Raw genomic sequence first — 25,425 nt, forward strand, 5'->3', positions numbered from 1 at the left:
TTCTCCTTTAAAATTAGAGGAAATTACCACTTTTATTTTATCACAGACTCCTTATACGGCAACCTATTTCGTTCCAAATGAGCTTGATAATGGAAAGAAGCTGTTTCAATAATAAATCTGGCCGTTATCACCACCATTACAATAAATGGAATGGACAGTTTTTTAAAAGAAGATAATTCTGCTGGTAAATCGTAAATAATCCATTCTGCAATAATGGCAAAAAGTCCACCTATGACAAGGGAAGTAATAAATGGAGGCACATTTTGTACATATTGCATTATCAAATAAATTATTAAATTAACGACAAAAATCACAACCGCTAAAAAAAGCCAGTTGATAAACGGATGACTACCTTCAAAAAATTGATATTTTTTGGAAAATCCAATGGGATTCCATTGAATGAATTTGAAAAATGATAACATTTTTAAACTAGCTGTAAGAAAAATCGATGCAAATAAACTAGTAATGAACGCTAAATACAACATGCCAACCACTCCTTTTTTTATATATTTTTACCAATATTGATTTTTCGTATGCGTACGCTAGTACAATTGCTGAAAATTTAGTACAATAAAAAAAGTTGATAGAAAGAAATATTGTTAGAGAGTGGTGTCAGCTGTGGGCAATCAAACACCTATTTATGGAGGACAGGCGCTACTTGAAGGTGTCATGTTCGGAGGAAAAGAACATACCGTTTCCGCAATTCGCCGAAACGATCAATCCATTGAATATTACTATGCGAAAAAACCTAAAAAGCCTTGGATGCAAAAGCTTAAAAAAATTCCTTTCATCCGAGGAAATATAGCCATTATTGAATCCGCTGGAATCGGTTCGAAACATTTACAATTTTCTAGTGATCGTTACGATGTGACGCCCGGCGAAGAGGAAGATGGCCAGGAATTATCAAAGCTAGAAATGATATTCGGCGTTGCAATTGTCGGGATTCTTTCTTTTTTATTTGGTAAATTTGTCTTTACTTTAGTTCCCGTTTTTATTGCCGAATTATTTTCTCCATGGGTTTCCGGTAAATATCCACAAATCTTTTTGGAAACTGGCATTAAACTAATTTTGCTTCTGATTTATTTATATTTCATCTCGTTAACGCCTATCATTCGTCGAGTTTTTCAATACCATGGAGCCGAACATAAGGTCATTAATTGTTACGAAAACGGACTTGAATTAACAGTTGAAAATGTGCAAAAACAATCAAGATTACATTACCGTTGTGGTTCAAGCTTCATTTTATTTACGGTCATTGTCGGGATGTTCATTTACTTATTCTTCCCCGTTGATCCATTATGGTTCCGTGTGCTGATTCGTATCTTATTAATCCCTGTCGTATTAGGCGTTTCCTATGAAGTATTGCAATTTACTAATTCTTTAAGAGATATTCCAGTATTATGCTATTTAGGATATCCAGGATTATGGTTGCAGTTATTAACAACAAAAGAACCGGATGATGACATGGTAGAAGTTTCAATTGCTTCCTTTAAGAAGCTACATGAAATCGAAAACAATCCAGAAATCATCGCCCAATTGAATCACGACTAATCAATGAAAAGACGTCACAGCATATGATTGCTGGAACGTCTTTTTTTATACCAAAAAAACCAAAATATTTACTCTCCCCTACCAATTCGGTAACATTACTTTTATAAAAAAATATAGGGGATAGAGAAATGGAAATTGATGTCATAACCGTAATACTTCTTATATTTTTTGGTTTTTTAGGAGCTTTTTTAAATGCCATTGTAGGTGGCGGAGGTTTAATAACCGTACCAGCACTGATGTTTGTTGGACTCCCACCAGCTAGTGCCATCGCAACGAATAAATTAGCAGCAACGATGGGAAATTTAACAAGCACCTTAACTTTCCTAAAAGCTGGTAAAGTAGATATGAAACTGTTAGGGCCAATTGTTCCTTTCGTTTTTATCTTTTCCATGCTTGGTGCCTGGACCGTTCATTTATTGGATCCAGCAATTTTAAAACCCCTTGTGATTATCATGCTGCTTCTAGTTTTCATTTACACAGTAATAAAAAAAGACTGGGGGCAAATTGAAAAGAAAAAAGAATTGACGTGGAAACGAAAAATCGTTTTCCTTTGTTCTTTACTCGCCATCGGATTTTATGATGGTTTTTTTGGTCCAGGAACAGGTTCTTTTATCATTTTTGTATTTTTAATGATGGGTTTTGATTTTTTACAAGCATCAGGAAATGCAAAATTATTAAACTTTACTAGTAATCTTGCAGCATTAGTGATGTTTTTCATACTCGGGGAAGTATTGTTCATCTATGGAATAATCATGGGGATTTCCATGATATGTGGTGCCTATGTAGGAACAAAGTTTGCATTAAAACAAGGAACAACTGTTGTTCGTATTCTATTTATCGTCACGACATTAATTTTACTAGCGAAAAATAGCTATGATTATTTTTTCTAATGATCGTTTGCTGATTTTCGCAAATTAGAAAATATTTAAGCCTGACCATTATTGGTCAGGCTTTTTCTTTATTTTTTATTGTTCACACACTTTTTACAGTATGACTTTGTCATAAATTATAAACCACATTTTAGTTGGGCACCACATACGGTACATGTGTTACATCCACCAATTTCTTCTACTGTTCCTTGGCGGCAAACTGGGCATGTATCTCCTACTTCGGAACCGATATTCACGTTTGTTTGTTGAAGCGGAGCAATTGTTTCTACCAATACGACTGGCTTTTCAACAGGCTCATCCTGCAATTCTTCAAATGTTAACTGCTCTTCTTGCGTCATTTCCGCTTTTAATGTTAACACTTGCGAATCACGACTACCGTCAACGTAAACCGTTCCACCTTTTGCTCCACCTCTATATAAACGTTCATAAACTTTTTCTACTTGTTCCACCGTGTATCCTTTCGGTGCATTTACCGTTTTAGAGATAGATGAATCTACCCAACGTTGAATAATACATTGAACATCTGCGTGAGCTTCTGGCGTCAAATCCATCGCTGTTACAAACCAGTGAGGTAAGTGATGTTCACTTACTTCAGGATGCTTTTCTAAGTATTCTTGAACAATTTCTGCTTTTACTTCGATGAATTTTCCTAGGCGACCAGAACGATAATATGTGAAAGAGAAATAAGGTTCTAAACCAGTTGCAACTCCCACCATAGTACCTGTTGAACCAGTTGGAGCAACAGTTAACAGATGGGAATTTCGGATACCATATTCAAGTACCCCTTGACGAATATGTTCTGGCATGCGTTTCATGTAACCAGTATTAATGAATGCTTCACGTAAGCGTTTCGTTTCCTCTTCTGTTTCACCTACTAAGAATGGGAAGCTGCCACGTTCTTTTGCTAGTTCAATGGACGTTTCGTAAGCAGTTGTCGCAATCATTTCGAAAACTTGATCGACAAGCTTGTTTCCTTCTTCTGAACCATATTCTTTTTCGCAGTAAATTAGTAGATCAGCTAAGCCCATTACTCCAAGACCGATACGTCGCTCACCTAGAGCTTGTCTACGGTTTTCTTCAAGGAAATACGGAGTTGCATCAATGACATTATCTTGCATGCGAACGCCAACGCGAACTGTTTCTTTTAATGCCTCAAAGTCCACTGTTTTTTCATCTTTCAATGCAAATTGAGCTAAATTCACTGCTGCTAAGTTACATACTGAATACGGTGCAAGCGGTTGCTCACCACAAGGGTTTGTCGCAACAACTTTTTGGCCATAAGCGCGGGCATTTGTCATTTCATTCGCATTATCAATGAAGAAAATACCTGGTTCTGCAGCATAAGTTGCACATATATTAATTAATTTCCAAAGTTCTCGTGCTTTAATTTTGCGATAAGTGCGCACTCCGTAACCGAGAGCTTCCCACTCGCGCACGTCACCAATTTTGTGCCATTTCTCATTGTAAATTGCCATTTCTTCCGGCGTATAGTTTTCTACATCTGGGAATCGAAGTGGGTATTCTTCGTCTTTTTCAACCGCTTCCATAAATTCATTTGTAATAGTAACAGAGATATTGGCACCTGTTAAAAAGTCTGGATTATGCACAGTGTACGTTCCGCCATCGCGAAGCTTTGTTTCCGCCTCTTTAATAATTGCTTCGCTAAATCCTCCTAAACCAGGGATGTTTTTATAGTTTAGGATTCCTTGATACATCGCTTCTTCAAGCGGCGTTAATGGTTTGAATTTTAATTTTTCTTTCGCATGGCGAACGATTGATTCATCTTCCATATTTTCAATTAAATAGCGCAAAATGCGAGGATTTTGCATTTTGGAAATGATAAATTCAACAATATCTGGATGCCAATCAGCGAGCATGATCATTTGTGCTCCCCGACGCGAACCACCTTGTTCGACAAGATGTGTAAGTTTCGCAATATCATCAAGCCATGATACAGAACCGCTTGATTTCCCATTTACTCCTCTTGCAAGCGTATTGCGAGGTCTTAGTGTTGAACCATTTGTACCAACACCGCCTCCGCGGCTCATAATTTCCATTACCTTTTTGCGATGTTCACTAATACCTTCTCGGCTATCCGGAACGAAAGGCATTACATAGCAGTTGAAGTATGTGACTTGCGTTCCTGAACCTGCACCGTATAGAACTCGTCCAGCCGGCACGAACTTTAAAGAAGCTAATTGCTCGTAAAATTTTTGGAACCATTCATTGCGTTTTTCTTCTGTTTGTTCAACAGACGATAAGCCTGTTGCATTTCGTTTCGCAATTTGTTCATAAAAAATTTCTAGAGGCTTTTCAATAACATCTAGAGAACGAACGATGATACCTGTTTCTTGTTCTTTTGGATCATCTAGTACATTTCTGTATTCTTCTTCAATTAATACTTCTGCTTTATTAGCATTCCAATCAATTGATTGGATATAACCTAATCCTCGAGCTGGAAACTTTGGATCTTCTTTAATTGTTAATACAACAAAATCTCCAGGTTTTAATGTTTTCTTTTCCGTATCCTTGAATGAGTATCGGTCAATCATGACTAATCTCGATACACCTTTATGCGTTACATGCATATCTGGAGTAATTGAATGAACTTGTGGAAATTGTTCAATATCTTTGTTTAGTTGATCAATGAGGATGGTCGTATAAGAATCTACCATTACCATCTGCCAGCCTCCCTTAGCACATATATAATTTATCTATCATTTCCCATATATAAACAATAAAACACAATATATTGTATGTCTAGTAAAATGAACATACAATATATTGTTTCGTTCTGCTACTTAGAAAAGATTACCTCATAACTAGAATCGATTCAAGGGGTTGACAAATAATAATTTCTATGAATCTTAGAAATTTCTAAGTTTGGAGCTGAATATTAAATTTTAGTCACAATTTTTGAACTATAATTTTTAATTACTTTCTGAAATTCCATTCATCATTTGCATATTTTTCTTCTTCTAATTTTCTCACATATTCCTTTTGTTCTTCTGTTAATTCATATGGAACAAGTTCAATTTGTAAAGCTTCTTCAAATCCTTTTTTGAATGCATCAATGCATTCCTCAATAGTGATGCGTCGTGTTGTTAAACGGTTAATTGCAACTGCTCTTTCCGGCAATTGTTTTCGCATCCGCTCTTTTGCCTCTTCGGAAGGGAATTTGAACAGAGACAACAGCTTGTCCTCATCGAGATCCAATAAAATCGCACCGTGCTGTAAAACGACACCCTTTTGTCTAGTTTGCGCACTTCCAGCAACTTTCTTTCCTTCTACAACGAGTTCATACCAGCTTGGAGCATCAAAACAAACTGCACTTTTTGGTTTTTTCAATGCTTCTTGTTTTTCCTCCGTATCAGGGATGCTGAAATATGCATCTAATCCTAAATTGTGGAACCCTTTTAACAAGCCTTCGCTTAAAAAACGATAAGCTTCTGTAACCGTTTCAGGCATATTTGGGTATTGTTCTGTAACGATGATGCTATATGTCAATTCGCTGTCATGAAGAACTGCTCTTCCACCAGTAGGTCTCCGAACAAAGCCAATATTTTGCGCTTTTAAAGCATCAAAATCAATGTCTCGATGTGCTCTTTGGAAATATCCAATAGAAAGGGTTGGCGGATTCCACTCGTAAAATCGAATGACTGGTGGAATTTCGCCTCTACTATGAAAATCGAGTAATGCCTCGTCTAATGCCATATTATAAGAAGGACTGCATGGTCCTGAATTAATGAAATACCATTTCGTTTTCAACTTGTTTTCCTCCTCACAACTTTTTTATTGTATCAAACTGAATGGACGAATGCCAATTTCTTATTTATAATGTTCTATGTAAATAGAAAGGAGAATTTTAGAAGTGGCGACAGTATTATATACGATTGCAACAATCCTAGGACTTATCATTATCTATGTTTTAGTAAGTTCATTCCGTTTAAAAAAATCTGTTACTAATTTGACGCAAGAAGAATTTATTAAAGGATATCGAAAAGCTCAATTAATCGATGTTCGAGAAACAAAAGAATTTGATTCTGGTCACATTTTAGGTGCACGTAATATTCCTTTTTCTCAATTGCGTCAACGTTACAAAGAAATTCGTCCAGATCTTCCTGTATATTTATATTGTCAAAATATGACAAGAAGTTCTAGGGCAGCTCTTTTCTTAAAGAAAAAAGGTTACAATCAATTGTATCAACTTCAAGGCGGTTTCAAAACTTGGACTGGTAAAATTAAAACAAAAAATTAGTTTACCTGTTGAAATTCCTATATTTAAAGAAATGACATGATTACGCCAACAATATTTATGATATTTTACTCATGTCATATATCATCTTTTAAATAGCTTGTTTAAAAGTAGTAAAAAATATCCATGAGATGCACTCATGGATATTTTTATTTTGAACGCTATTGTTTTTGATAACGCAAAATTGGATTTCTAGCAGCTTGAGTTTCATCTAATCGACTCACAACAGTTGTATGTGGTGCTTCTTGTACAATAGACGGATTCTCTTCCGCTTCTTTTGCGATTTGGATCAGTGCATCACAGAACGCATCTAATGTTTCTTTCGATTCTGTTTCTGTAGGCTCAATCATCATTCCCTCTTCCACATTTAATGGGAAGTAAATTGTTGGTGGATGATAACCGAAATCAAGTAGTCGTTTCGCAATATCTAATGTGCGAACACCAAGTTTTTTCTGACGACGTCCAGATAATACAAATTCGTGTTTACAATGACGATCATAAGGAAGGTCAAAGTAAGGTTGTAGTTTACGCATCATGTAGTTCGCATTTAATACTGCATATTCTGTTACTAATTTTAATCCTTCAGGTCCCATTGAACGAATATACGTATAAGCACGTACATTGATGCCGAAGTTTCCGTAGAATGGTTTTACACGGCCAATGGATTGTGGACGATCATAATCAAAATGGAACGTGCCATCTTCTTTTTTCACTAATACTGGTTTCGGCAAGAATGGAATTAAATCTGCTTTTACCCCTACAGGGCCAGAACCAGGACCTCCACCGCCGTGTGGACCTGTGAATGTTTTGTGTAAATTCAAGTGTACACAGTCAAATCCCATATCGCCTGGGCGTACTTTTGACATAATAGCATTTAAGTTTGCTCCATCGTAATATACTTTCCCGCCCACGCTATGCACGATATCCGCAATTTCAATGATGTGCTCTTCAAATAGCCCGAGCGTATTTGGGTTTGTCAGCATAAGTGCCGCTGTATCTTTCCCAACTACTCGACGTAAATCTTCCAAATCAACTAAACCATTTTCATCCGATTTTACTGTAATTGTATCAAATCCAGCAACAGTAGCACTAGCTGGGTTTGTTCCGTGTGCAGAGTCTGGAACGATTACTTTATTACGGTGACCTTCCCCATTTGCTTCATGGAAAGCACGAATCATCATTAATGCTGTCCATTCTCCATGTGCACCCGCAGCAGGTTGTAATGTAACTTCATCCATACCTGTAATTTCTTTTAAAGCTGTTTGAAGTTCATACATTAATTCCATTGCACCTTGAACTGTTGACTCGTCTTGTAACGGGTGAATATTTGCGAATCCAGAGAAGCGGGCGACTTCTTCATTAATTTTTGGATTGTATTTCATCGTACAAGAACCTAGTGGATAGAATCCAGAATCTACGCCATGATTGCGGCGAGATAATGCTGTATAGTGGCGCATAATATCCAATTCTGAAACTTCCGGTAATTCAGCAGGTTCTTCACGCAAATATTCTTGTGGAATTAATTCTGATAATTCTACCTCTGGCACATCTAATTCTGGCAAGCTGTAGCCGATGCGCCCTTCCTTCGATAATTCAAAAATGAGCGGTTGATTTTCGTTATGCATTGTAAGCCCCCATTTCTTGCACTAATTGATCAATCTCTTCTTTCGTACGCAATTCTGTAACGGCAATAAGTACATGGTTTTCAAGTTCAGGATAATCGCGGCCTAAATCATAACCACCGATAATGCCTTTTTCTAATAATCTTTTGTTTAATTCACTCACTGGTTTGTTTACTTTTACAACGATTTCGTTGAAGTGAGCACCTTGGAATGGAACTGTAAATCCAGCTTGCTCAAACGCTGTTTTTGCATAACGAGTTTTCACGATGTTTTGCTTTGCCATTTCTTGAATACCGCGTTTACCTAAAGCTGTCATAGTAACGGATGCAGCAAGAGCAAGCAATGCTTGGTTCGAACAAATGTTAGAAGTTGCTTTTTCACGGCGAATATGTTGTTCGCGAGCTTGTAATGTTAATACGAAACCGCGACGTCCGTCTTGGTCTACTGTTTGTCCTACTAAACGGCCAGGCACTTTACGCATTAATTTTGAAGTCGTAGCAAAATAACCGCAGTGTGGTCCTCCAAAACTTTCAGGAATACCAAATGGTTGTGCATCCCCTACAGTAATGTCAGCTCCAAGTTTTCCAGGAGGCGTTAACACACCTAATGCTAATGGGTTTGCAGAAACAATGAATAATCCTTTCGCTTCATGTACTAGCTCACCCATTGTTTTCAAGTCTTCAATTTGACCAAAGAAGTTAGGATACTGAACCATAACAGCCGCAGTATCTTGATCAATCATACCTTTTAATGCTTCAATATCTGTTACTCCATCTTTCATTGGCACATTTACTACTTCGATTGATTGGCCATATGCATAAGTTTCTACAACAGTACGATATTCAGGATGGATTGCTTCAGATACTAACAATTTTTTACGTCTTGTTGAGCCAGCAGCAAGCATCCCTGCTTCTGCAAGCGATGTTCCGCCATCATACATGGAAGAGTTTGCTAAATCCATACCTGTTAATTCGGCAATCATTGTTTGGAATTCAAAAATAGCTTGTAGTTCACCTTGTGAAATTTCCGGTTGATATGGTGTATAAGCAGTATAGAATTCAGACCGAGAAATAACATGGTCCACAATAACAGGTTTGTAGTGATTGTATACACCTGCACCTAAGAATGAAACAGCTGTTTCAGTGTTGATATTTTTATCTGCTAAAGCTTTTAGTTCTTTTAATAGCGCAGATTCAGATGCTGCTTCTTTAATATTATAAAGCCCTTTAAAACGCACCTCTTCAGGAATATCCGCAAATAATTCATCAATGCTTTCTACTCCAATGGTAGAGAGCATTTCTTGTTTGTCTTGTTCCGTTATTGGAAGATAACGATGCTTCATTGTTTGACCTCCATTAATTTTTATTTTTCACGTTTATAAAATGGCTTCGGCACAACATGTGCTTTTACCTTTTTATTGCGTATTTCTACTTCCACTTCTGTACCAATTTCAGTATATTGAATATCTAATAAAGCAAGTCCTAAATTACGTTTCGTACTAGGGATTTGTGTACCAGTTGTAACTTCTCCAATTTCAGTGTCGCCTTTAAATACTTTATAGCCATGGCGAGGAATCCCTTTATCAATCATTTCAATACCAACCAGTTTTCTTGAAAGCCCTTGTTCTTTTTGGTTTTTAAGAGCTTCTTTACCGATGAAATCCGCATCTTTTTGAAGTTTTACTGCAAAGCCGATGCCTGCTTCTAATGGAGAAATATTTTCTGATAATTCTTGTCCATAAAGCGGTAAGCATGCTTCAAAACGCAACGTATCACGTGCTCCAAGGCCGCATGGTATCAATCCATCTTCTTTTCCTGCTTCTAATAGTTTATTCCACAATGCTACAATTGAATTTGGCTCCCCGTATAATTCGAAGCCGTCTTCACCTGTATATCCGCTGCGTGATAACAATACAGAATAACCACTAACTTGAACAGATGCTTTAAATTGGAATGGTTTTAATTCAGATAAGTTCACATCTGTTAATGTTTGCAAGATTTTTTCTGATAGAGGTCCTTGAAGTGCAATTAAGGCATATTCATCTGATTGATTTATAATCGTTACATCGCCTTCTGCATGCTTTTTCATCCATTCAAAGTCTTTTTCAATATTTGCCGCATTGACAACAAGCAAGTATTGGTCATCGCCAAGATTATAGACGATTAAATCATCTACAACCCCACCATTTTCATAGCACATCACATTATATTGTGCGCCGCCAACTGGAATTTTTGAAATGTCATTGGACAATAATTTTTGAAGATAGCCGAGAACATCTTTCCCTTTTACAAAAATTTCTCCCATATGGGATACATCGAAAAGTCCAGCACGATTTCTTACAGCTTCATGTTCATCCTTTATTGATGAAAATTGAACAGGTAATTCCCATCCACCAAAATCAATCGTTTTTGCACCATATTTCGCATATTCATCAAATAATGGTGTTCTCTTTAATTCTCCCATCGTGAAACCTCCCTCATTAATTAACAATTTACTACCAATATCTTTAAACTAGGCAAAAAGGACAGAAAATCCCCTTTTTAAAGGAATTCTCTGTCCTTGCACCTGAAAGTTACACCTATTATAAAATAGGCTTTCCCCTTGGGTGGCTGTTATTCAGCACTCTCCAGAGTTGCGTCCCGTACGAGTCTTTTTGCCTGAGAGATTCATAGTTCTACTACTTGCTCCTTCGGCGACGTAAAAACGTTCTCTCCCCGCACAATCATCCGCACCATATGAAATTTTTCAACAAACAGACATCTTTGCCTATATCCTAACATTGAACGTAATAGAAGGCAATCATTTTTTAAAATTCCTTAAAAAAACGAACATTTTTAAACATCAACACCTTAACATTCGCCTTTTAGTCGATTCACTTGAAAAGCAATATAATTTACCACTTGGCGAATTGTTCGATCTTTTGTAAAGACACGGATGTGAGCGGCTCTTTTATAAAATTTTCTTCTATAATAATATAGTCGTTCCAGTTCTTTTTTAGTCGAACGTTGTGCAATTGGTCGATTTTTATCATTTTTTATTCTTTTATAAATGTCTTCAAATGATGCATCAAGAAAAAAGATTAAACCTGTCCGTCTCATAATTTGTCGATTTTCTTGTCTCATTGCAACGCCGCCACCAGTCGCAATAATGCAAGCTTCGTCACGAAAGTTTTTTAAAAATTCAGTTTCTAAATTTCTAAAATATTCTTCTCCAAACTTTTCAAAAATTTCTGGAATCGACATGCCTTGTTGTCTGACGATTTCTTTATCCATATCATAAAAGGGCAATCGTAGGGCATAGCTTAATTGGCGTCCGACTACACTTTTTCCGCACCCCATAAACCCTACTAAGTAAATCTTTCGCATAATTAGACACCTTTCTACTAAAACTCTGCGGTTTCTCCAAGTAAATTTATCGTAGCACGAATGTTTATGTTTTCCAATGAATTTATAATAGAAAATTGAGTTAAGTAGGTTGAACTGTAAAAAATTACAACAGTGATAAGAAAAAACAAAAAGACAATCGCAACGGGAAATATTATGCCTTTTTCGTTATTTATGATATTGTACAAGTAACGCTCTCTCCTTTACAATACCATTCAAGAATTCTACTTTTATCGTTACAATATTGTCTGAAAGGGAAAACTCGGCATGTCGAATACCAATTAATAGTGGCACATAACCTTGATCATTGATTTGCAAACGAATCACATCTGTAATCTTGTTTATTTTTATCGTTTTTGTGGAAGAGTCTATGATATATAATGAATTATTCATTATATAAATATCCTCTGCATCAAGTAAATATTGTTGTAAATCATGAATAAAGATTTCCCATTTAATTTGTTCTTCTGCCACAATCGTGTCGTGCCATTGTTGAATTAATAGATAAAAAATAAAAATTACTTGAGCGAGTAACGAAAAAATCACCAATTGAAACAGCGCCTCGATAAATGTAAATCCATTTCCACTTCTTACAATTCGCCATCGCCATTGATGCATTTGTATCGTACCCCATCTAAATTGTTAAATCGTACACAAACCGCATCTGTTTGAAAATACCAAGCATATTCTACGTTGTCGATCCATTTTTTCCCTTCGAAAATACCGGTATTTTTAGCAATAATAACTGCTTCATAGGCCACTTGGGATGCATGTAATTCCAACGATTGATTGTATAGAGAATGCTGAAGTTGAAAAATGAACGGAATAAAACTTATGGCTACTATAATAATCATAAGCGTTAGCAACGATTCTAACATGGAAGTCCCCTTTTCATTCCACATAACGAATTCGTCCTTTATTGATATTAATGACAATATGTTTTTGTCCGAAAGGAGTGTAAAAAGTGAATTTCCCAAAATTTTTTACATTTCCATCTGGATCAATTCGAAGAGTTAATAAATTACTATACTGATCAAACTCAATGATTTCCGGTAGTTTTCTCTCTAAAATCACTTCATCTAGTTGATGGTATATTCTATAAGTATCTTGATTTACAAAAGAAACAAAACAGCTCCTTTGCTTTTCCAAGGCCAACATTTGTGCCATTTGAATGTCCAATGTAAATTGGTGGAAAAACTGTTCCACAACCATTTTTTCTGTCATTTTAAAAGAAAAGGTTGTCCCTAACATACCAACCAATACGACAATCATTAAAACGAATAATATTTCTAATAGCGTATACCCCTGTTCTTTCAATTGCTCTATGCTCCTTTATTGATTGGTTAATGTCACAGTTCCATCCGTCTCAATGGTAAATCCCTTGCCATTCGGACATTTATCCATCCCCTCTCTTAAGTATCCCTTGTTTACTAATTGATCTAATGTAGGGATGGTTTTGTATTCAATTTTGTATGATTCTACCTGCCCTTGTATCATGCGGATATATGCTTCACAACCTTTATCATCAATCGTATTCCGATGTTTCGTTACGTTTGGAACAGTTACTAATATTAAGATAGATATAATAAATAGCACAATTAACATCTCAATTAACGTAAAACCCTTTTGATTTTTCATGATTTCACCTCTATTACATGATTTCGACTAAGTCATACATCGGCAACAGTATACTTAAATACGCTGCAACAATGCATATCGCAATCAAAATAAAGAAAAGAGGTTGAATGCTTGCCAAGCAAAATTTGATGGTCGATTGGATCCTCTCATTTAGCAATTCGCTGAATATGAGCATTTCCCGGCCTAAGTATCCATTTTTTTCACCGTGTTGAATCAATTCATCAAACTTCGGCATAAACAGTTGAAGTATCTTCACAGCCTCTGACAATGAATCACCGAACTTCACCCTTTGTTTCAATAGTGCTGTGATATATGATAAGTGGCGACTTATTTGTTGTTGTTCTAAAATAGACAATGCTTGTTGAAGTGATATACCTGATACTAATAAACTTCCAAGCAAATGAGAGAATTGTCTTGTTAAATTCACTTGATAAACATACTTCACTATAGGGATTTTCATAATGATGTTTAGTTGATGAGCGATCTCTTTTTTTCGAATGGAATGAATTGAAATAAATATCAAGAATAACGAAATAATGAAGAGGAGTATGAGAAAATCTGGTATATGAAGCAATACAACAGCGAAGTTTATACTATTGACCTTTTCTGAATGATTCGAAATCACGAGTTGCTCTATGTTTGGTAAAAAATAACTTCGAAACAATATAAAAACCATTGTTAATAAAATCATCAAGAAAGCGGGATACATTAGCAACTTCACAATTTTCCGCTGCGTATCTTCTTGAAATTTTATTTGCTTACTTACGTGGTGCAATGATTCAGCTAAATCCCCTTTTTCTTCTGCAATAGCTATCAATAATAAAAAATGTTTTGGAATTGAAAGTTGTTGTAAAATATCCACTGCCGATGAACCGTTATTGAACTGTTGTTGTAATAAAGCATTCCACTTTTCCAATTCTTTAACGTGATAAGGAAGTAACATAAATAAGGCATCTGAAAATGTATATCCTTCTTTCAGTAATATGCTTGTCCTATTTAGGAGCGATGGAACATCCCGAACTTTCTCCTTATAATTTCTTTGAATGGGGAAATTCATTCTTTCGCTGATTTGCTGTAGCACGACAAATCCCCCAATTCTTCAATTGCAGCTTTTTGGAATTCCAATGTTTCCTCAACTGGCAAGTGATATTCAATTCCTTGCGCTGTATTTATAATTGCTTCTTGTAAAATATCTTCCGACAAAATTTCATAAATTGCTTTCCTGCTATCGCTATCATGTAACTGAATTAAACATTGGGCAATAATTGCAATCAAAGCTTGCCGAATTTCTTCTATGGAAACATTTAAATCCATTAAACGATATAGACAATTCACCGAATCTTTTGCATGTATAGTTGATAGCACCAAATGACCGGATAATGCAGCACGCATGGCGATTTCTGCAGTCTCTTCATCCCTGATTTCACCAATCATAATGACATCGGGCGAATGTCTTAAAATTGCTTTTAAACCAGCTGCATATGTAATACCTGCAAGCTCATTTACTTGAATTTGAAGCATATACGACTGGCTGCTTTCCACTGGATCTTCGAGAGAAATTACATGTCGCCCTAATGTGTCACTGCAATATTTTGCTAATGAATATAATGTCGTAGTTTTGCCCGATCCTGTGGCGCCACAAAATAATATCAATCCTTGTCGATTGGAAATCAATCTTAATAATTTTTCTGATGAATGGCGATCGTAACATAATGAAGCAATCGGATATGAGGCATTTTGTAAAAACAAACGGATAACGAGGCTTTCTCTTTTATATACGGAAGGTAAAGTAGAGACTCGGAAGGCATACAAACGATTGGAAAACATTTCTTCAAATGAACCGCTTTGCGGCTTTCGCTTTTCACTAATATCTAAAGAAGATTTATATTTGAAAAAGGAAATCATTCGATCCCCTAATTCAATAGGGAAATGACCCGCAGGAAATAATTTTCCATATTTGCGAAACTGAATGGTGTAATGGTTTGGAGTTGGCTCAATTAAAATATCACTAGCACCGAAATGTAAAGCTTTTAACAATAATTGAGTTGATTTTGTTTCAATAACGGACTCCACTTTCAAACGCATCACCACTTCCCTAAATTCGTGACCGCTGAATTTAGCAATAGTATAAGACGAAGTTTATATTTGGAAAAGGCTTTTTCTTAAAATTTTTATTTGACCCCTTTTTTCTGTTGAAACTTTATTTTTGAAAAGTTTATGGCAGATTTTATTACAAATTTTGAATATTTTGCTAATCCCCAATAATCACCACGTATTTTCACTATCATTTTATTAATAATAAAGCTAAAATTGAAGTAGCATAAATATTACTGAAGGTGGGATAACAGCATGTTGCATCCATTAAAAATTACGAGTACTTTAGCGGATGAAACTCGTTTTCAAATATATGAATACATGTTGCAACAAAAAAAAGCATTTACTGTACAAGATATTGCAGATAAATTTAATATACATCCAAATGTGGCAAGATTGCATTTAACGAAATTATCGGAGATCCATCTCATCACTGCTGATTTTTTAAAATCAGGTAAAGGTGGAAGACCTGGTAGAATTTATCAAGTATCTGAACAAGGGGTTGAGTTGACTTTCCCAAAACGAGATGAAAAACATCTCGTTAAATGGGCACTTCAACTTGTGTGTGAGTTGGGACAAGATGCATTGAAGACAGCGAAAAAAATTAGTTATCAAGATGGCTTAAAAGAAATTCAAAAAAGATTATCAAAGATAACTAAACCTCTTAGCTTTGAAGAAAAATTAGAAATCTTATCTGAAGCTGCTCTACTAGTTGGCTATATTCCAAAAATTGTAGATACTGCTGAAGGAAAGAAAATTACGCTAACGATTTTTAACTGTCCATATAGAAGTCAAATAAAAGAACATAGCGATATAGTATGTGAACTACATAAATCATACTTACAAGGTCAAATCGACACACTATTTGAAAAAAATGAATTTGTTCAATTTGAAAGTATGGTTCATGATTGCGATTTTTGTAAATATGAAATATGTGTGCCAAATGTTGCTCTGTAAAAGATACACTTGATTGTCACAAATCTATCGAAGTATCAGTTTACAATATTGTCAATTATCATTTATAATAAACATTGAGATTATTGTGTCGTACAAAAGGAGGGATTCGACATGGCTAATATGTATAAAGTTTTAGCATTCTGGACAGGTATTTTTGCCGTAATGTTCTATCTTGGTCATATGATCGAGGTTTCGCTATTATTCGTAGGTAATTCTGTATTATTCTTATTATTAGGCTTCTTAAACCTTTCAGAACGCATGTACATGTACATTTTCGGAGCTTATTTGACAATATTCTTTGCTGGTTTTACTTATTACACAACGTTTATCCACGTACCGGGTGGACTTGGACACTAATAAATCAGGAAATGGGGCTGTCTCAAAAGTCATTTTGAGGCGGCCCTTTTTGCGACGAGGATAGTGGAAGTTTGTTTCGACTATCACAGGAGGAAAAAGCAAGCAAGGGTGCCTGGAAAGTTCTCGACTTTCTAGACACCCTCTTATTAAGTTAAAAGCCATGTAAAAATGGATTCGTATCCATTTCATGAGCTGGTGTTGTATAGCCTCCATGTCCCGGATAAATAATAAAATCATCAGGCAGCACAAGCAGCTTCTCATGAATGGATTTTAATAACACTTCCAGTGATCCACCAATTAAATCTGTTCGACCGATGCTTCCTTGAAACAGCGTATCGCCTACAATTGCAAACCCATCGTCTTCGAAAATATATGAAATGCTTCCAGGGGAATGCCCTGGCGTAAATACCGCATGAAATTTCATGCCTCCTACAACAAAAGTCTGCTCTTTTTCGATGATATAATCCGCCGGTTGCAGACGGTACGTTTGTAGATCCACATATTTTCCTGAACCATTTTTATTTGGGTCCATTAACCAGTCCTCTTCTTCTTTATGAATATAAACAGGAATATGAAAAGCCTGTCTTAATTCATCGACAGCACCTATATGGTCAAAATGAGCATGAGTTAAAAAGATGGCTAGTGGTTTCAGCTGTTGAGATTGAATTGTAGAAATGATTCTATTTCCTTCTTCACCTGGGTCAAAAATGATGCATTCTTTTGATTGGTTGCTCACTATATAGCAATTTGCTTGCACTGGACCGACACTTAATGTTTTAACATCCAACAATCTAATCACCTCTAGCGTATTATACTATGGTTTGGAAAAAATGAACATTGCCAACCAATTCATTCTTAACTTTTAAACGAATCATTCGTTGTTCATATAAACGTCACTTTTAAAACTCGACATTTTATGACCGTTGCTATAAAATAGAGAAGGAATATTGTTTTACCGACATACTCTTTGGATGTCGAAAGGAGTGTAATATTTTTCATGAACTTATTAATGGTTATTTTCGGTTTAATTGCAATTCTTTCATTAGTTGCGGCATTCCGCGCAATCAAAGACAAAAACGTTTTAGCAATTATTTTTGGATTAGCATCTGGAGTAGTGTTTGGTTGGTTTGTCATCATGACTGTATTATACCAAGGCTATCCACCAGTACATCACTAATGAAAAGAAATAAAAAACGAGGTGCATTGCCGCATCTCGTTTTTTATTTAAATTAATTTTTTAAAAGGAAAAAAGGTTTCTAGAAAATCAAAGCATTCTAGAAACCCCCACATTCTATAATCATAGCCCTTATAACTCTTTTCTACTACAGAAGCAGAAATAAGTCTCCGCTATCCTCTTTGCCATTACTCTGTAGCTAAGCATGCACCACAATCGAAAGTGACCTTTTTAAACGGTCACTTTATCAACAATTATTTAACCGCTTCAGATATTAAATTTCCCGTTTCTTCATCATAGAAGCGCAATAAGTCACCATTGATGATTTTATCTGAATATCCAAGCTCTTTTTGAGCTCGTTCAATATAAGGTGCACATCCTTGAATATCCACCTTCTCTCCTGTTGCACGATCGAAGCATGTTTGATCCGCAAATACATACTGATCCGTCACAAAGCGTCCATCACGGAAGATGACAAAGTCTTCGTGTTCATCAGAGAACAAGTCTGCACCTAATTGCATATCATTGGAAGTGTCAATTCCCAACAAATGTAAAATGGTTGGTCTTAAGTCAATTTGACCTCCAACCTTTTCGATGATTCGCCCGTCACCAGATCCCGGAACGTGAATGAATAGCGGCACTGACTGCAACAATGCGCTATCGTATGGCGTAATTTCTTCTTTTTCTAAGTACATAGCCATCGCTTTATTATGGTTTTCAGAAATTCCATAGTGATCTCCGTACATAACAATAATGGAATTTTCATACAACCCTTTTTCTTTTAAATGTTCAAAGAATAATTTGACCGCCTCATCCATGTATCGCACAGTTTGGAAATAACGGTTTAACGTACCTGAATTAGAGTTGTACTCAGGAATCATTTTATCTTCTTCATCCAATGTGAATGGGAAATGGTTTGTTAATGTAATTATTCTTGTATAGAACGGTTGCGGCATTTCAGTCATAATTTCCGCTGATTGTTCAAAGAATGGAATGTCTTTTAATCCCCAGTTTACAGAATTATCTTCGTTTACATCATAGCTATCAATATCATAGAATTTTTGCATTTTTAATGATTGATATGTCATATCACGATTCCAGAAAGATTTATTGTTTGCGTGCATGACACTTGTAAAATATCCATTTTTCCCTAGCTTTTCAGCCATCGAATTAAACGTATTTCCACTATGCGTAAAGAATACAGCACCACGGTCTAAACCAAACAGTGAATTTTCCAATAAGAATTCAGCATCACTTGTTTTGCCAAGTCCTGTTTGATGATAGAAATTATTAAAGTAATACGTATCTTTATCGTGAATTAAGGAATTCAAGAATGGTGTAACTTCGTATCCATTCATGTCATTTTGCAAGACAAAACTTTGCAATGATTCCAGTTGAATGACAATCAAATTTCGACCTTGATATTTACCAAACATGTCTTCATTAATGGCTGCTTGGTTTGCTTGAACATAGTTATTGACTTCCACTAGTTCGCTCCCATCTGCAAGAGCACGTTGAGCGGAAGATTTTGATTGAATGTAAATATCATATAAATGATAATTATAAGTTCCAATATTTTTTACTAGTAATTCGCGGTCAAAACTACGAGTTAAAAGCTGTGGCCGTTCTGTTTCAGAAAGACCTAAATTTAAAAATAACACAGCTAATGATAGGACAAAATATGCGCGACGAACTTCTTTTCGAACGCTATATAATGTCTCCATTTTTGGTAAGTATTTAATTGCCAACAAAATAACAAATACATCAATAAAGTATAAAAGATCCTTAAAATTAAGTATTTCAGCTACAGACGTTCCTAATTCTCCGAAATTGCTTGTTTGGAATAATACAGGAAGCGTAATAAAATCGTTGAAGAATCGATAGAAAGCAACATTTGTATAAAGTACAATACTTAACACCATACTTGTAATGACAATCCAACGATTCCGCGCCTTTTCTGTTTTGAAAAATAAAGATATTCCGTAAGCAAAAAGTAAAAAGCTAAGAGGATTTATAAATAAAATGAACTCTTGCATTCCATTTTCTAAATCGAATTCAAAGCTGGTTCGATAGACGATTGCAGTCTTAATCCAAGTTGCGATAATGGCTACTATTAAAATCGTATGTTTAGGCCATTTCCATGACTTCATCTTGCATCCTCCTCTTCTTACTTATTCAAAGTCACAACATTCGCACATATACTTCATATGTTTAGAAGAAGGCAAATAATATCTTAATCTTTTTCTTGCCATTATTCAATGAATTGCACTACGAAAAAATTAAAAGAAATTAGGATATAAAAATTATATATTACCTTCCCTTTACAAACCCCCAAAAATATTTACGTCTTTTTTACAAAAAGGTTCCCAAAAATAAAACAGTGGCTTCTCCACTGTTCTTATGAAAATGACTTAACAAGTCTACACCTTTTTAACAATTGATTCAATCATTATTTTTTTCTTTTATTGGCTATATTAGTTATTTAATTTCATTTTTCTCTCTTCTTCTTTTTTTATTTCGTTTCGAATTATCAATAGAGCCGATTGGAATTCTTTTGGATCTATAACTTGCGACTTATATAATTCGCGAATTTCATCTTCCATCATCATCAAATCCCCTAAGCGATCTCCTGTATAAATAAACGAACCATATTGCTTCAATATGTTGCGAATATCGAGTATCGTTTTCATTCAGCTATCTCCTTTCGATTGTTGGCACAATGTATGAGAGCTTTTTCAGTAATAATGAAATCAACTGGAATATCATGAGATTCTTTTGGCAATTCTTCGACAATTTGTAAATGAAAAGCTAGTGATATCTTATGCCCGTTATAATTCGTTAAATACCGGTCGTAATAACCGCCTCCGTAACCAATTCGATATCCAAGCTGATCAAATACAATCCCTGGTACAATCATTAAATCAATTTCTTCAGGAGATACATATGTTGTTTTTTCTGGTATAGGTTCTTGTAAATCCATATATACCGTTTCCAGCTGGGAAAAGCTAGTGATATTATAAAAATCCATTGTTCGTGTTTTTGGATTGCATTTTGGAACAGCTACACGCTTACCAAGTTGCCAACATGCCTTAATAATTTCATAAGTATCCACTTCAGGCTGTCTTGAAATAGTCAACGCAATCGTATGGCATTGTTCTAGGATGGGTTCATTGAATAAGCGCTTTTTTATCATTTCTGAAAGTAAATGATATTGATCATTGGACATTTCGTTTAAAGAGGATTTAATAGTATTTCGCAATTCTTTTTTGTTCATTTCAATCAATCCTTTGCGTATAAGTAAAAAGCCAAAACCGGAATTGGTTTTGGCAAAATCATTACTTCGTTTCACGGTGAAGAGTGACTTTCTTCTCGCGAGAGCAATATTTTTTTAGTTCTAGACGTTCTGGATTGTTACGTTTATTTTTTGTAGAAATATAATTACGTTCTCCACATTCTGTGCAAGCTAATGTAATGTTTACGCGCATTATTAACCCTCCCACTCTCTATCATGAATTTATATATAAGCATGATTTATACGACTAAGTCATTATAACATAAATTGAAAAAAAATCTAGCATCATTTATTAATTAAAATCCTTATGTTAAAATAATTCAAAAATGTAAAATTCGGAGGAGCGATTGTGGAACTATCAACGTTACTAATCATCATCGGCATTATTTGTATTATTGCATCTTTTTTCCTAAAAGATACATCAAAAAAATTAGAACGAGATGTTGAAGAATTGTCTCTGCAATTTTATCAAGAAACAAACGGAATTAAAAGAAGATTAAAAGTGATCGAAGAAGAATTATTACTCGAGCCTTCTTTTAAAGTAAAGCCGGCGACAAAACCTATTACAACTAAATCAGAAAATGTACCCAAACAACCGAATAAGCCGGTCAATCAAATTTTAGTTCGACAAGTCATCGAATTAAATAAGCAAGGATACCCAATTAGTGAAATCAGCAAAATGTCAACATTATCTGAAGAACAAGTTCTACATATTCTTAATCACGGAGGTCAATCATGAAAAGATCGACTGTTCGTGGGTTTGGCCTTGCTTGTTTAGTCATCGGCATCCTTTATACAGGGATGGATCGTTTCTCTCATACAGAATCAGAGTCAAAGGAAATTGCTAATTACGAAGAAAAAATTGCACAGCTAGAATCCCAATTAAAATTAGCAAAACAACAATTACAAGAACTTGAAAATCAATCATCTTCCAATTCAACCGAAACGCAAGATGAACCCGAGGTAAATAATGAGCCTTCTGAAACGACTACATCGACACAACAGGAGAATGTAGTAGAAGGCATTCTATATATTTATTCCGGCCTAACACCTTATGAAGTTTCAAAAAAATTGGAAGATATGGGCGTTATTAAAAATGCGGTTGAAATGGAGTTATTTTTAGCACAACCGGAATATGCCCGCTCAATTCAAAAAGGGCAATTTAAAGTCAATTCCACGATGACCATTGAAGAAATTGCTAATTTAATTACAGGCAAACAAAATTCTTAATTCATCAACCCAAACGGATGGAAGATGATTCTGTTTGGGTTTTATTAATAAAAAACTCTCGAACATATTCAATAAATTGCTTTACTGCTCCACTCATATAACGATTTTTTAAATAGCTTAGTCCAATTTCCCTTTTGCAGTCTTTAGCATCTACTTGTATGATGTGTACATTATATTGGTCTAGCCCTTTAATATGTGGAATTAACGAAACTCCTAAGCCGCTCTCCACAAGTCCGGCAATGGTATGTACTTCTTCCCCTTCAAAAGCAACATTTAATTGAAACCCTTCTCGTTTAAAAATCTCATCAACATATTTCCTCAATGAATTTCCTTTTTTGATAGAAATGAAAGGCTCCATTGCAAATTCAGCAAGCTTGACTTTTTTCCGATTTTTTAATGGATGTTGTTTCGGAACAATTAAAAATAACTCCTCTTCCCATAATTTTTCCCAATGGACGTCTTTACTAGTTTCAAGAGAAGATACTAAACAAATATCAAGCTCTCCCGTTTCCAATTTTTTCATAATGACACTAGAATTGCTTTGAGTTAATTGAAAACGCATATGAGGAAATCGCTTTTTCGCTTTCATCATTAAGGATGGAATAACTTCGAGCCCCAACGTATGCATAAATCCTAATGAGACTTCACCAACATCAGGTGACACAAGGTTGGTTAAATCTTCTTTTGCCCGTTCGATTTCTTTTATAATCAGATTCGTTCGTTCTAGGAAGAATTTCCCGTATCGGTTTAATTTGATGGAGCGGCCATTTCGATCGAAAAGTTCAACTCCTAAATACTCTTCCAGCATAGCAATCGATTTGCTGAGGGCAGGCTGGCTAATATGTAAAATTTCTGCTGCTCGCGACATATTTTCATATTTTGCAACAGTTTGAAAATAAATGAGTGCATTGATATCCAATTGATTGTCCCCTTCTCCTTCATATTCTTTATCCAAATTATAGCATGTCCTAAAAATGTCACAATGAAATGGCATATTTTAAAGAATCATCTACTTATAACTCAAAGTTATTAGTGAAATAAAAACTATGAAATTACTATTTTAGAAAATCACCATTATAATTATCGGTAAATTGATTGTTCAAAAAAATGTCAAAATTAAAAGAGGCGAAGAACAGTGTATATCCAAAAAGGAACTCGAGAATTTACATTAACGAATTTAGCATTGTTTGCAGCAGGATTTATTATTTTTGCAAACTTATACATTACGCAACCTTTATTTCCGCAATTTTCTGAAGAATTCCATGTTTCACCTGCTGTAGCCAGTTTATCATTATCAGCTTCTACTGTCGCCCTATCCTTTAGTTTAATTTTATTTGGATCATTATCGGAAGCTTGGGGACGAAAGCGATTAATGACCTTTTCCATCTTTGCAGCATCGTTCATAACAATTGTGCTAGCATTCTCTCCTTCTTTTGAAATTTTATTGTTATTGAGAGTCATACAAGGCATTGTTTTTGCGGGAATTCCTGCCATTGCGATGGCCTATTTAGGAGAAGAAATGGATCCTTCTAGCCTGGGTATTGCAATGGGACTATATATAAGCGGAAATTCCGTTGGTGGCCTTAGCGGGCGGATTATCATGGGAACGGTAACAGATTTATTTTCGTGGCAAGTAGGAATGCTTTTTCTTGGTATTTTAAGTTTAATTGTGAGCTTCTTTTTCATATGGGCATTGCCGGCATCTCAACATTTTGAACCAAGACCTTTACAATTAGCTTCCTTGACGAAATCACTATTTTCCCATTTAAAAGATCCAGGTTTAGTCTGCTTGTTCGGAATTGCATTCACATTAATGGGGGGATTTGTCACTTTATATAACTATATTAGTTATAAATTGCTAGATGAACCTTACAACCTAAGTACAACTATCGTTGGCTGGATTTTTATAGTTTATTTAGTTGGAACTTTTAGCTCTGCTTGGTTTGGTAGTTTATCGGATCGGTTTGGGCGTCAAAAGGTGCTGTTAGTCGGGATTATGATTATGTTATCGGGAGCTTTATTAACACTTCCCGTCAATTTAATAATTAAAATACTTGGGATTGTTGTATTTACTTTCGGCTTTTTCGGGTCACATTCCATCGCAAGTTCTTGGGTAAGCAGCCGGGCAAAAAGCAATAAAGCTCAAGCCTCTTCCCTTTACTTATTTGCCTACTATTTTGGTTCAAGTGTTGGTGGAACAACAGGTGGATTCTTTTGGTCTAGTTTCGGATGGAACGGGGTAATCGCATTCATCAGTGCGTTTATCATTACTTCTCTCCTATTAGCTGTTATACTGAATTTAAGCAGTAGAAGAACTGAGAATTAATAGTGAAAGTGAGGAGCTCTCATGGAATTTTACGATATCGAAGTAACAACTGCTAAGGGAGAAACATATCCATTAAGCCGCTATAAAGGACAAGTAATGTTAATTGTGAACACTGCATCTAATTGCGGTTTTGCTCCACAATTTGATGAACTAGAAAAAATTTATCAAAAATATAAAGATCGTGGGTTTGTCGTTTTAGGATTCCCCTCCAATCAGTTTAAACAAGAATTAGACTCTGCAAAAGATGCGGAAGAAGCATGTCGAATCAATTACGGGGTGACATTCCCAATCCATGAAATTGTAGCGGTTAACGGAGAAGAGGCACACCCTTTATTTAAATTTTTAACCCGTAATACAAAAGGCGTTCTCGGTTCGAAAGTAAAGTGGAATTTTACGAAATTTTTAGTGGATCGAAACGGTGAAGTAGTCGCTCGTTTTGCCCCGATGGATAAACCATCCAAATTTGAGAAAGAGATTGAGAAATATTTATAATAACGCTTTATATTTCTGGAATGGCTATTATAAAGTGCAGATTGACCATTATCCTATTGGTATTGACTATTTTTTGCTTGACTTTGGCAATTATCACTTCTTTATATCAGCATGTTCAGCTCATTGACAAATTTGGCCATTTATCCTATTGAGTTTGGCTATTA

At 35.4% G+C, this 25,425-nt stretch carries 29 protein-coding genes and 2 riboswitches; of the genes, 10 read left to right on the forward strand and 19 right to left on the reverse strand.

The window, feature by feature from the left end:
- Positions 1-32: 32 nt before the first annotated feature.
- Entirely contained in the window at positions 33-485 is a 453-nt protein-coding gene (locus HF990_RS06380; RefSeq protein WP_016837733.1) for a hypothetical protein, read from the reverse strand.
- 133 nt (positions 486-618) lie between these two features.
- Here HF990_RS06380 and HF990_RS06385 point away from each other — a divergent pair, with 133 nt between their 5' ends.
- Positions 619-1,551 carry a DUF1385 domain-containing protein gene (locus HF990_RS06385; protein WP_016837732.1) on the forward strand — a complete coding sequence of 311 codons (933 nt, stop codon included), beginning with the start codon at positions 619-621 and terminating at the stop codon, positions 1,549-1,551.
- 128 nt (positions 1,552-1,679) lie between these two features.
- Complete coding sequence (locus HF990_RS06390; protein ID WP_016837731.1) at positions 1,680-2,441, forward strand: TSUP family transporter; 762 nt, start codon at positions 1,680-1,682, stop codon at positions 2,439-2,441.
- Positions 2,442-2,557: 116 nt separating this feature from the next.
- Here HF990_RS06390 and HF990_RS06395 read toward each other — a convergent pair whose 3' ends face one another.
- Positions 2,558-5,122 (reverse strand): vitamin B12-dependent ribonucleotide reductase, encoded by a 2,565-nt coding sequence (locus HF990_RS06395; RefSeq protein WP_168412234.1) that lies wholly within the window; start codon positions 5,120-5,122, stop codon positions 2,558-2,560.
- A 253-nt stretch (positions 5,123-5,375) separates the two neighbouring features.
- Positions 5,376-6,155 (reverse strand): lipoate--protein ligase family protein, encoded by a 780-nt coding sequence (locus HF990_RS06400; RefSeq protein ID WP_168412244.1) that lies wholly within the window; start codon positions 6,153-6,155, stop codon positions 5,376-5,378.
- 157 nt (positions 6,156-6,312) lie between these two features.
- Between HF990_RS06400 and HF990_RS06405 the strand changes: the two genes are divergently transcribed.
- Positions 6,313-6,699: a rhodanese-like domain-containing protein gene (locus HF990_RS06405; RefSeq protein WP_016837728.1), complete on the forward strand. Its 387-nt coding sequence runs from the start codon at positions 6,313-6,315 to the stop codon at positions 6,697-6,699.
- Between the two features lie 158 nt (positions 6,700-6,857).
- On the opposite strand, the gene gcvPB is transcribed toward HF990_RS06405, so the two are convergent.
- The 10 genes from gcvPB to comGA all read right to left on the reverse strand — a co-directional run bounded on the left by gcvPB (position 6,858) and on the right by comGA (position 15,424).
- Positions 6,858-8,321, reverse strand: coding sequence for an aminomethyl-transferring glycine dehydrogenase subunit GcvPB (gene gcvPB / locus HF990_RS06410; protein WP_016837727.1), 1,464 nt, complete (start codon positions 8,319-8,321; stop codon positions 6,858-6,860).
- The gene (gene gcvPA / locus HF990_RS06415; RefSeq protein ID WP_016837726.1) at positions 8,314-9,660 is read right to left on the reverse strand and encodes an aminomethyl-transferring glycine dehydrogenase subunit GcvPA; all 1,347 of its coding nucleotides are present in this window, start codon (positions 9,658-9,660) and stop codon (positions 8,314-8,316) included. The genes gcvPB and gcvPA overlap by 8 nt, the downstream gene beginning before the upstream one ends.
- Positions 9,661-9,680: 20 nt before the next feature.
- Positions 9,681-10,781: a glycine cleavage system aminomethyltransferase GcvT gene (gcvT, locus tag HF990_RS06420; RefSeq protein ID WP_016837725.1), complete on the reverse strand. Its 1,101-nt coding sequence runs from the start codon at positions 10,779-10,781 to the stop codon at positions 9,681-9,683.
- Between the two features lie 88 nt (positions 10,782-10,869).
- A riboswitch (glycine riboswitch) is annotated at positions 10,870-10,950 on the reverse strand.
- A gap of 3 nt (positions 10,951-10,953) precedes the next feature.
- Positions 10,954-11,044, reverse strand: a riboswitch (glycine riboswitch).
- A gap of 123 nt (positions 11,045-11,167) precedes the next feature.
- The gene (locus HF990_RS06425; RefSeq protein ID WP_168412235.1) at positions 11,168-11,683 is read right to left on the reverse strand and encodes a shikimate kinase; all 516 of its coding nucleotides are present in this window, start codon (positions 11,681-11,683) and stop codon (positions 11,168-11,170) included.
- 186 nt (positions 11,684-11,869) lie between these two features.
- Complete coding sequence (comGF, locus tag HF990_RS06430) at positions 11,870-12,319, reverse strand: competence type IV pilus minor pilin ComGF (RefSeq protein ID WP_016837722.1); 450 nt, start codon at positions 12,317-12,319, stop codon at positions 11,870-11,872.
- Positions 12,292-12,603: a hypothetical protein gene (locus HF990_RS06435; protein WP_016837721.1), complete on the reverse strand. Its 312-nt coding sequence runs from the start codon at positions 12,601-12,603 to the stop codon at positions 12,292-12,294. The genes comGF and HF990_RS06435 overlap by 28 nt, the downstream gene beginning before the upstream one ends.
- Positions 12,593-13,018, reverse strand: coding sequence for a competence type IV pilus minor pilin ComGD (comGD, locus tag HF990_RS06440; RefSeq protein WP_016837719.1), 426 nt, complete (start codon positions 13,016-13,018; stop codon positions 12,593-12,595). The genes HF990_RS06435 and comGD overlap by 11 nt, the downstream gene beginning before the upstream one ends.
- A gap of 15 nt (positions 13,019-13,033) precedes the next feature.
- Positions 13,034-13,339, reverse strand: a complete 306-nt coding sequence (gene comGC / locus HF990_RS06445; RefSeq protein ID WP_016837717.1) for a competence type IV pilus major pilin ComGC — start codon at positions 13,337-13,339, stop codon at positions 13,034-13,036.
- A gap of 13 nt (positions 13,340-13,352) precedes the next feature.
- Complete coding sequence (comGB, locus tag HF990_RS06450) at positions 13,353-14,420, reverse strand: competence type IV pilus assembly protein ComGB (RefSeq protein ID WP_016837715.1); 1,068 nt, start codon at positions 14,418-14,420, stop codon at positions 13,353-13,355.
- Complete coding sequence (gene comGA / locus HF990_RS06455; RefSeq protein ID WP_016837713.1) at positions 14,393-15,424, reverse strand: competence type IV pilus ATPase ComGA; 1,032 nt, start codon at positions 15,422-15,424, stop codon at positions 14,393-14,395. The genes comGB and comGA overlap by 28 nt, the downstream gene beginning before the upstream one ends.
- Before the next feature lie 264 nt (positions 15,425-15,688).
- On the opposite strand from comGA, the gene HF990_RS06460 reads away from it, so the two are divergent.
- Both HF990_RS06460 and HF990_RS06465 read left to right on the forward strand, forming a co-directional pair.
- Positions 15,689-16,390 carry a helix-turn-helix transcriptional regulator gene (locus HF990_RS06460; RefSeq protein WP_016837711.1) on the forward strand — a complete coding sequence of 234 codons (702 nt, stop codon included), beginning with the start codon at positions 15,689-15,691 and terminating at the stop codon, positions 16,388-16,390.
- Between the two features lie 111 nt (positions 16,391-16,501).
- Positions 16,502-16,747 carry a DUF2626 family protein gene (locus HF990_RS06465; RefSeq protein ID WP_016837709.1) on the forward strand — a complete coding sequence of 82 codons (246 nt, stop codon included), beginning with the start codon at positions 16,502-16,504 and terminating at the stop codon, positions 16,745-16,747.
- A 151-nt stretch (positions 16,748-16,898) separates the two neighbouring features.
- Here the strand turns inward: HF990_RS06465 and HF990_RS06470 are convergent, their stop codons facing one another.
- Complete coding sequence (locus HF990_RS06470; protein WP_168412236.1) at positions 16,899-17,537, reverse strand: MBL fold metallo-hydrolase; 639 nt, start codon at positions 17,535-17,537, stop codon at positions 16,899-16,901.
- Positions 17,538-17,744: 207 nt separating this feature from the next.
- Between HF990_RS06470 and HF990_RS06475 the strand changes: the two genes are divergently transcribed.
- Positions 17,745-17,924: a DUF2759 domain-containing protein gene (locus HF990_RS06475; RefSeq protein ID WP_016837707.1), complete on the forward strand. Its 180-nt coding sequence runs from the start codon at positions 17,745-17,747 to the stop codon at positions 17,922-17,924.
- Positions 17,925-18,175: 251 nt separating this feature from the next.
- On the opposite strand, the gene HF990_RS06480 is transcribed toward HF990_RS06475, so the two are convergent.
- The 4 genes from HF990_RS06480 to rpmG all read right to left on the reverse strand — a co-directional run bounded on the left by HF990_RS06480 (position 18,176) and on the right by rpmG (position 21,406).
- The gene (locus tag HF990_RS06480; RefSeq protein WP_168412237.1) at positions 18,176-20,071 is read right to left on the reverse strand and encodes an LTA synthase family protein; all 1,896 of its coding nucleotides are present in this window, start codon (positions 20,069-20,071) and stop codon (positions 18,176-18,178) included.
- Positions 20,072-20,395: 324 nt separating this feature from the next.
- Positions 20,396-20,611: a YqgQ family protein gene (locus HF990_RS06485; RefSeq protein ID WP_016839241.1), complete on the reverse strand. Its 216-nt coding sequence runs from the start codon at positions 20,609-20,611 to the stop codon at positions 20,396-20,398.
- Entirely contained in the window at positions 20,608-21,195 is a 588-nt protein-coding gene (locus HF990_RS06490) for a 5-formyltetrahydrofolate cyclo-ligase (protein WP_168412238.1), read from the reverse strand. The genes HF990_RS06485 and HF990_RS06490 overlap by 4 nt, the downstream gene beginning before the upstream one ends.
- Before the next feature lie 61 nt (positions 21,196-21,256).
- Positions 21,257-21,406, reverse strand: coding sequence for a 50S ribosomal protein L33 (rpmG, locus tag HF990_RS06495; protein ID WP_016839239.1), 150 nt, complete (start codon positions 21,404-21,406; stop codon positions 21,257-21,259).
- Positions 21,407-21,562: 156 nt separating this feature from the next.
- On the opposite strand from rpmG, the gene HF990_RS06500 reads away from it, so the two are divergent.
- Complete coding sequence (locus HF990_RS06500; protein ID WP_016839238.1) at positions 21,563-21,952, forward strand: hypothetical protein; 390 nt, start codon at positions 21,563-21,565, stop codon at positions 21,950-21,952.
- On the forward strand, positions 21,949-22,443 hold the full coding sequence (locus tag HF990_RS06505) for a hypothetical protein (protein WP_016839237.1): 495 nt from the start codon (positions 21,949-21,951) through the stop codon (positions 22,441-22,443). The genes HF990_RS06500 and HF990_RS06505 overlap by 4 nt, the downstream gene beginning before the upstream one ends.
- 4 nt (positions 22,444-22,447) lie before the next feature.
- On the opposite strand, the gene HF990_RS06510 is transcribed toward HF990_RS06505, so the two are convergent.
- Positions 22,448-23,398 (reverse strand): LysR family transcriptional regulator, encoded by a 951-nt coding sequence (locus tag HF990_RS06510; protein WP_168412239.1) that lies wholly within the window; start codon positions 23,396-23,398, stop codon positions 22,448-22,450.
- A 180-nt stretch (positions 23,399-23,578) separates the two neighbouring features.
- Between HF990_RS06510 and HF990_RS06515 the strand changes: the two genes are divergently transcribed.
- Positions 23,579-24,769: an MFS transporter gene (locus HF990_RS06515; RefSeq protein ID WP_016839235.1), complete on the forward strand. Its 1,191-nt coding sequence runs from the start codon at positions 23,579-23,581 to the stop codon at positions 24,767-24,769.
- A gap of 21 nt (positions 24,770-24,790) precedes the next feature.
- Complete coding sequence (locus HF990_RS06520; RefSeq protein WP_016839234.1) at positions 24,791-25,261, forward strand: glutathione peroxidase; 471 nt, start codon at positions 24,791-24,793, stop codon at positions 25,259-25,261.
- The last annotated feature ends 164 nt before the right edge of the window (positions 25,262-25,425 follow it).

Origin of the sequence: Ureibacillus thermosphaericus (assembly GCF_012396605.1) — a bacterium.
Taxonomy (GTDB): domain Bacteria; phylum Bacillota; class Bacilli; order Bacillales_A; family Planococcaceae; genus Ureibacillus; species Ureibacillus thermosphaericus.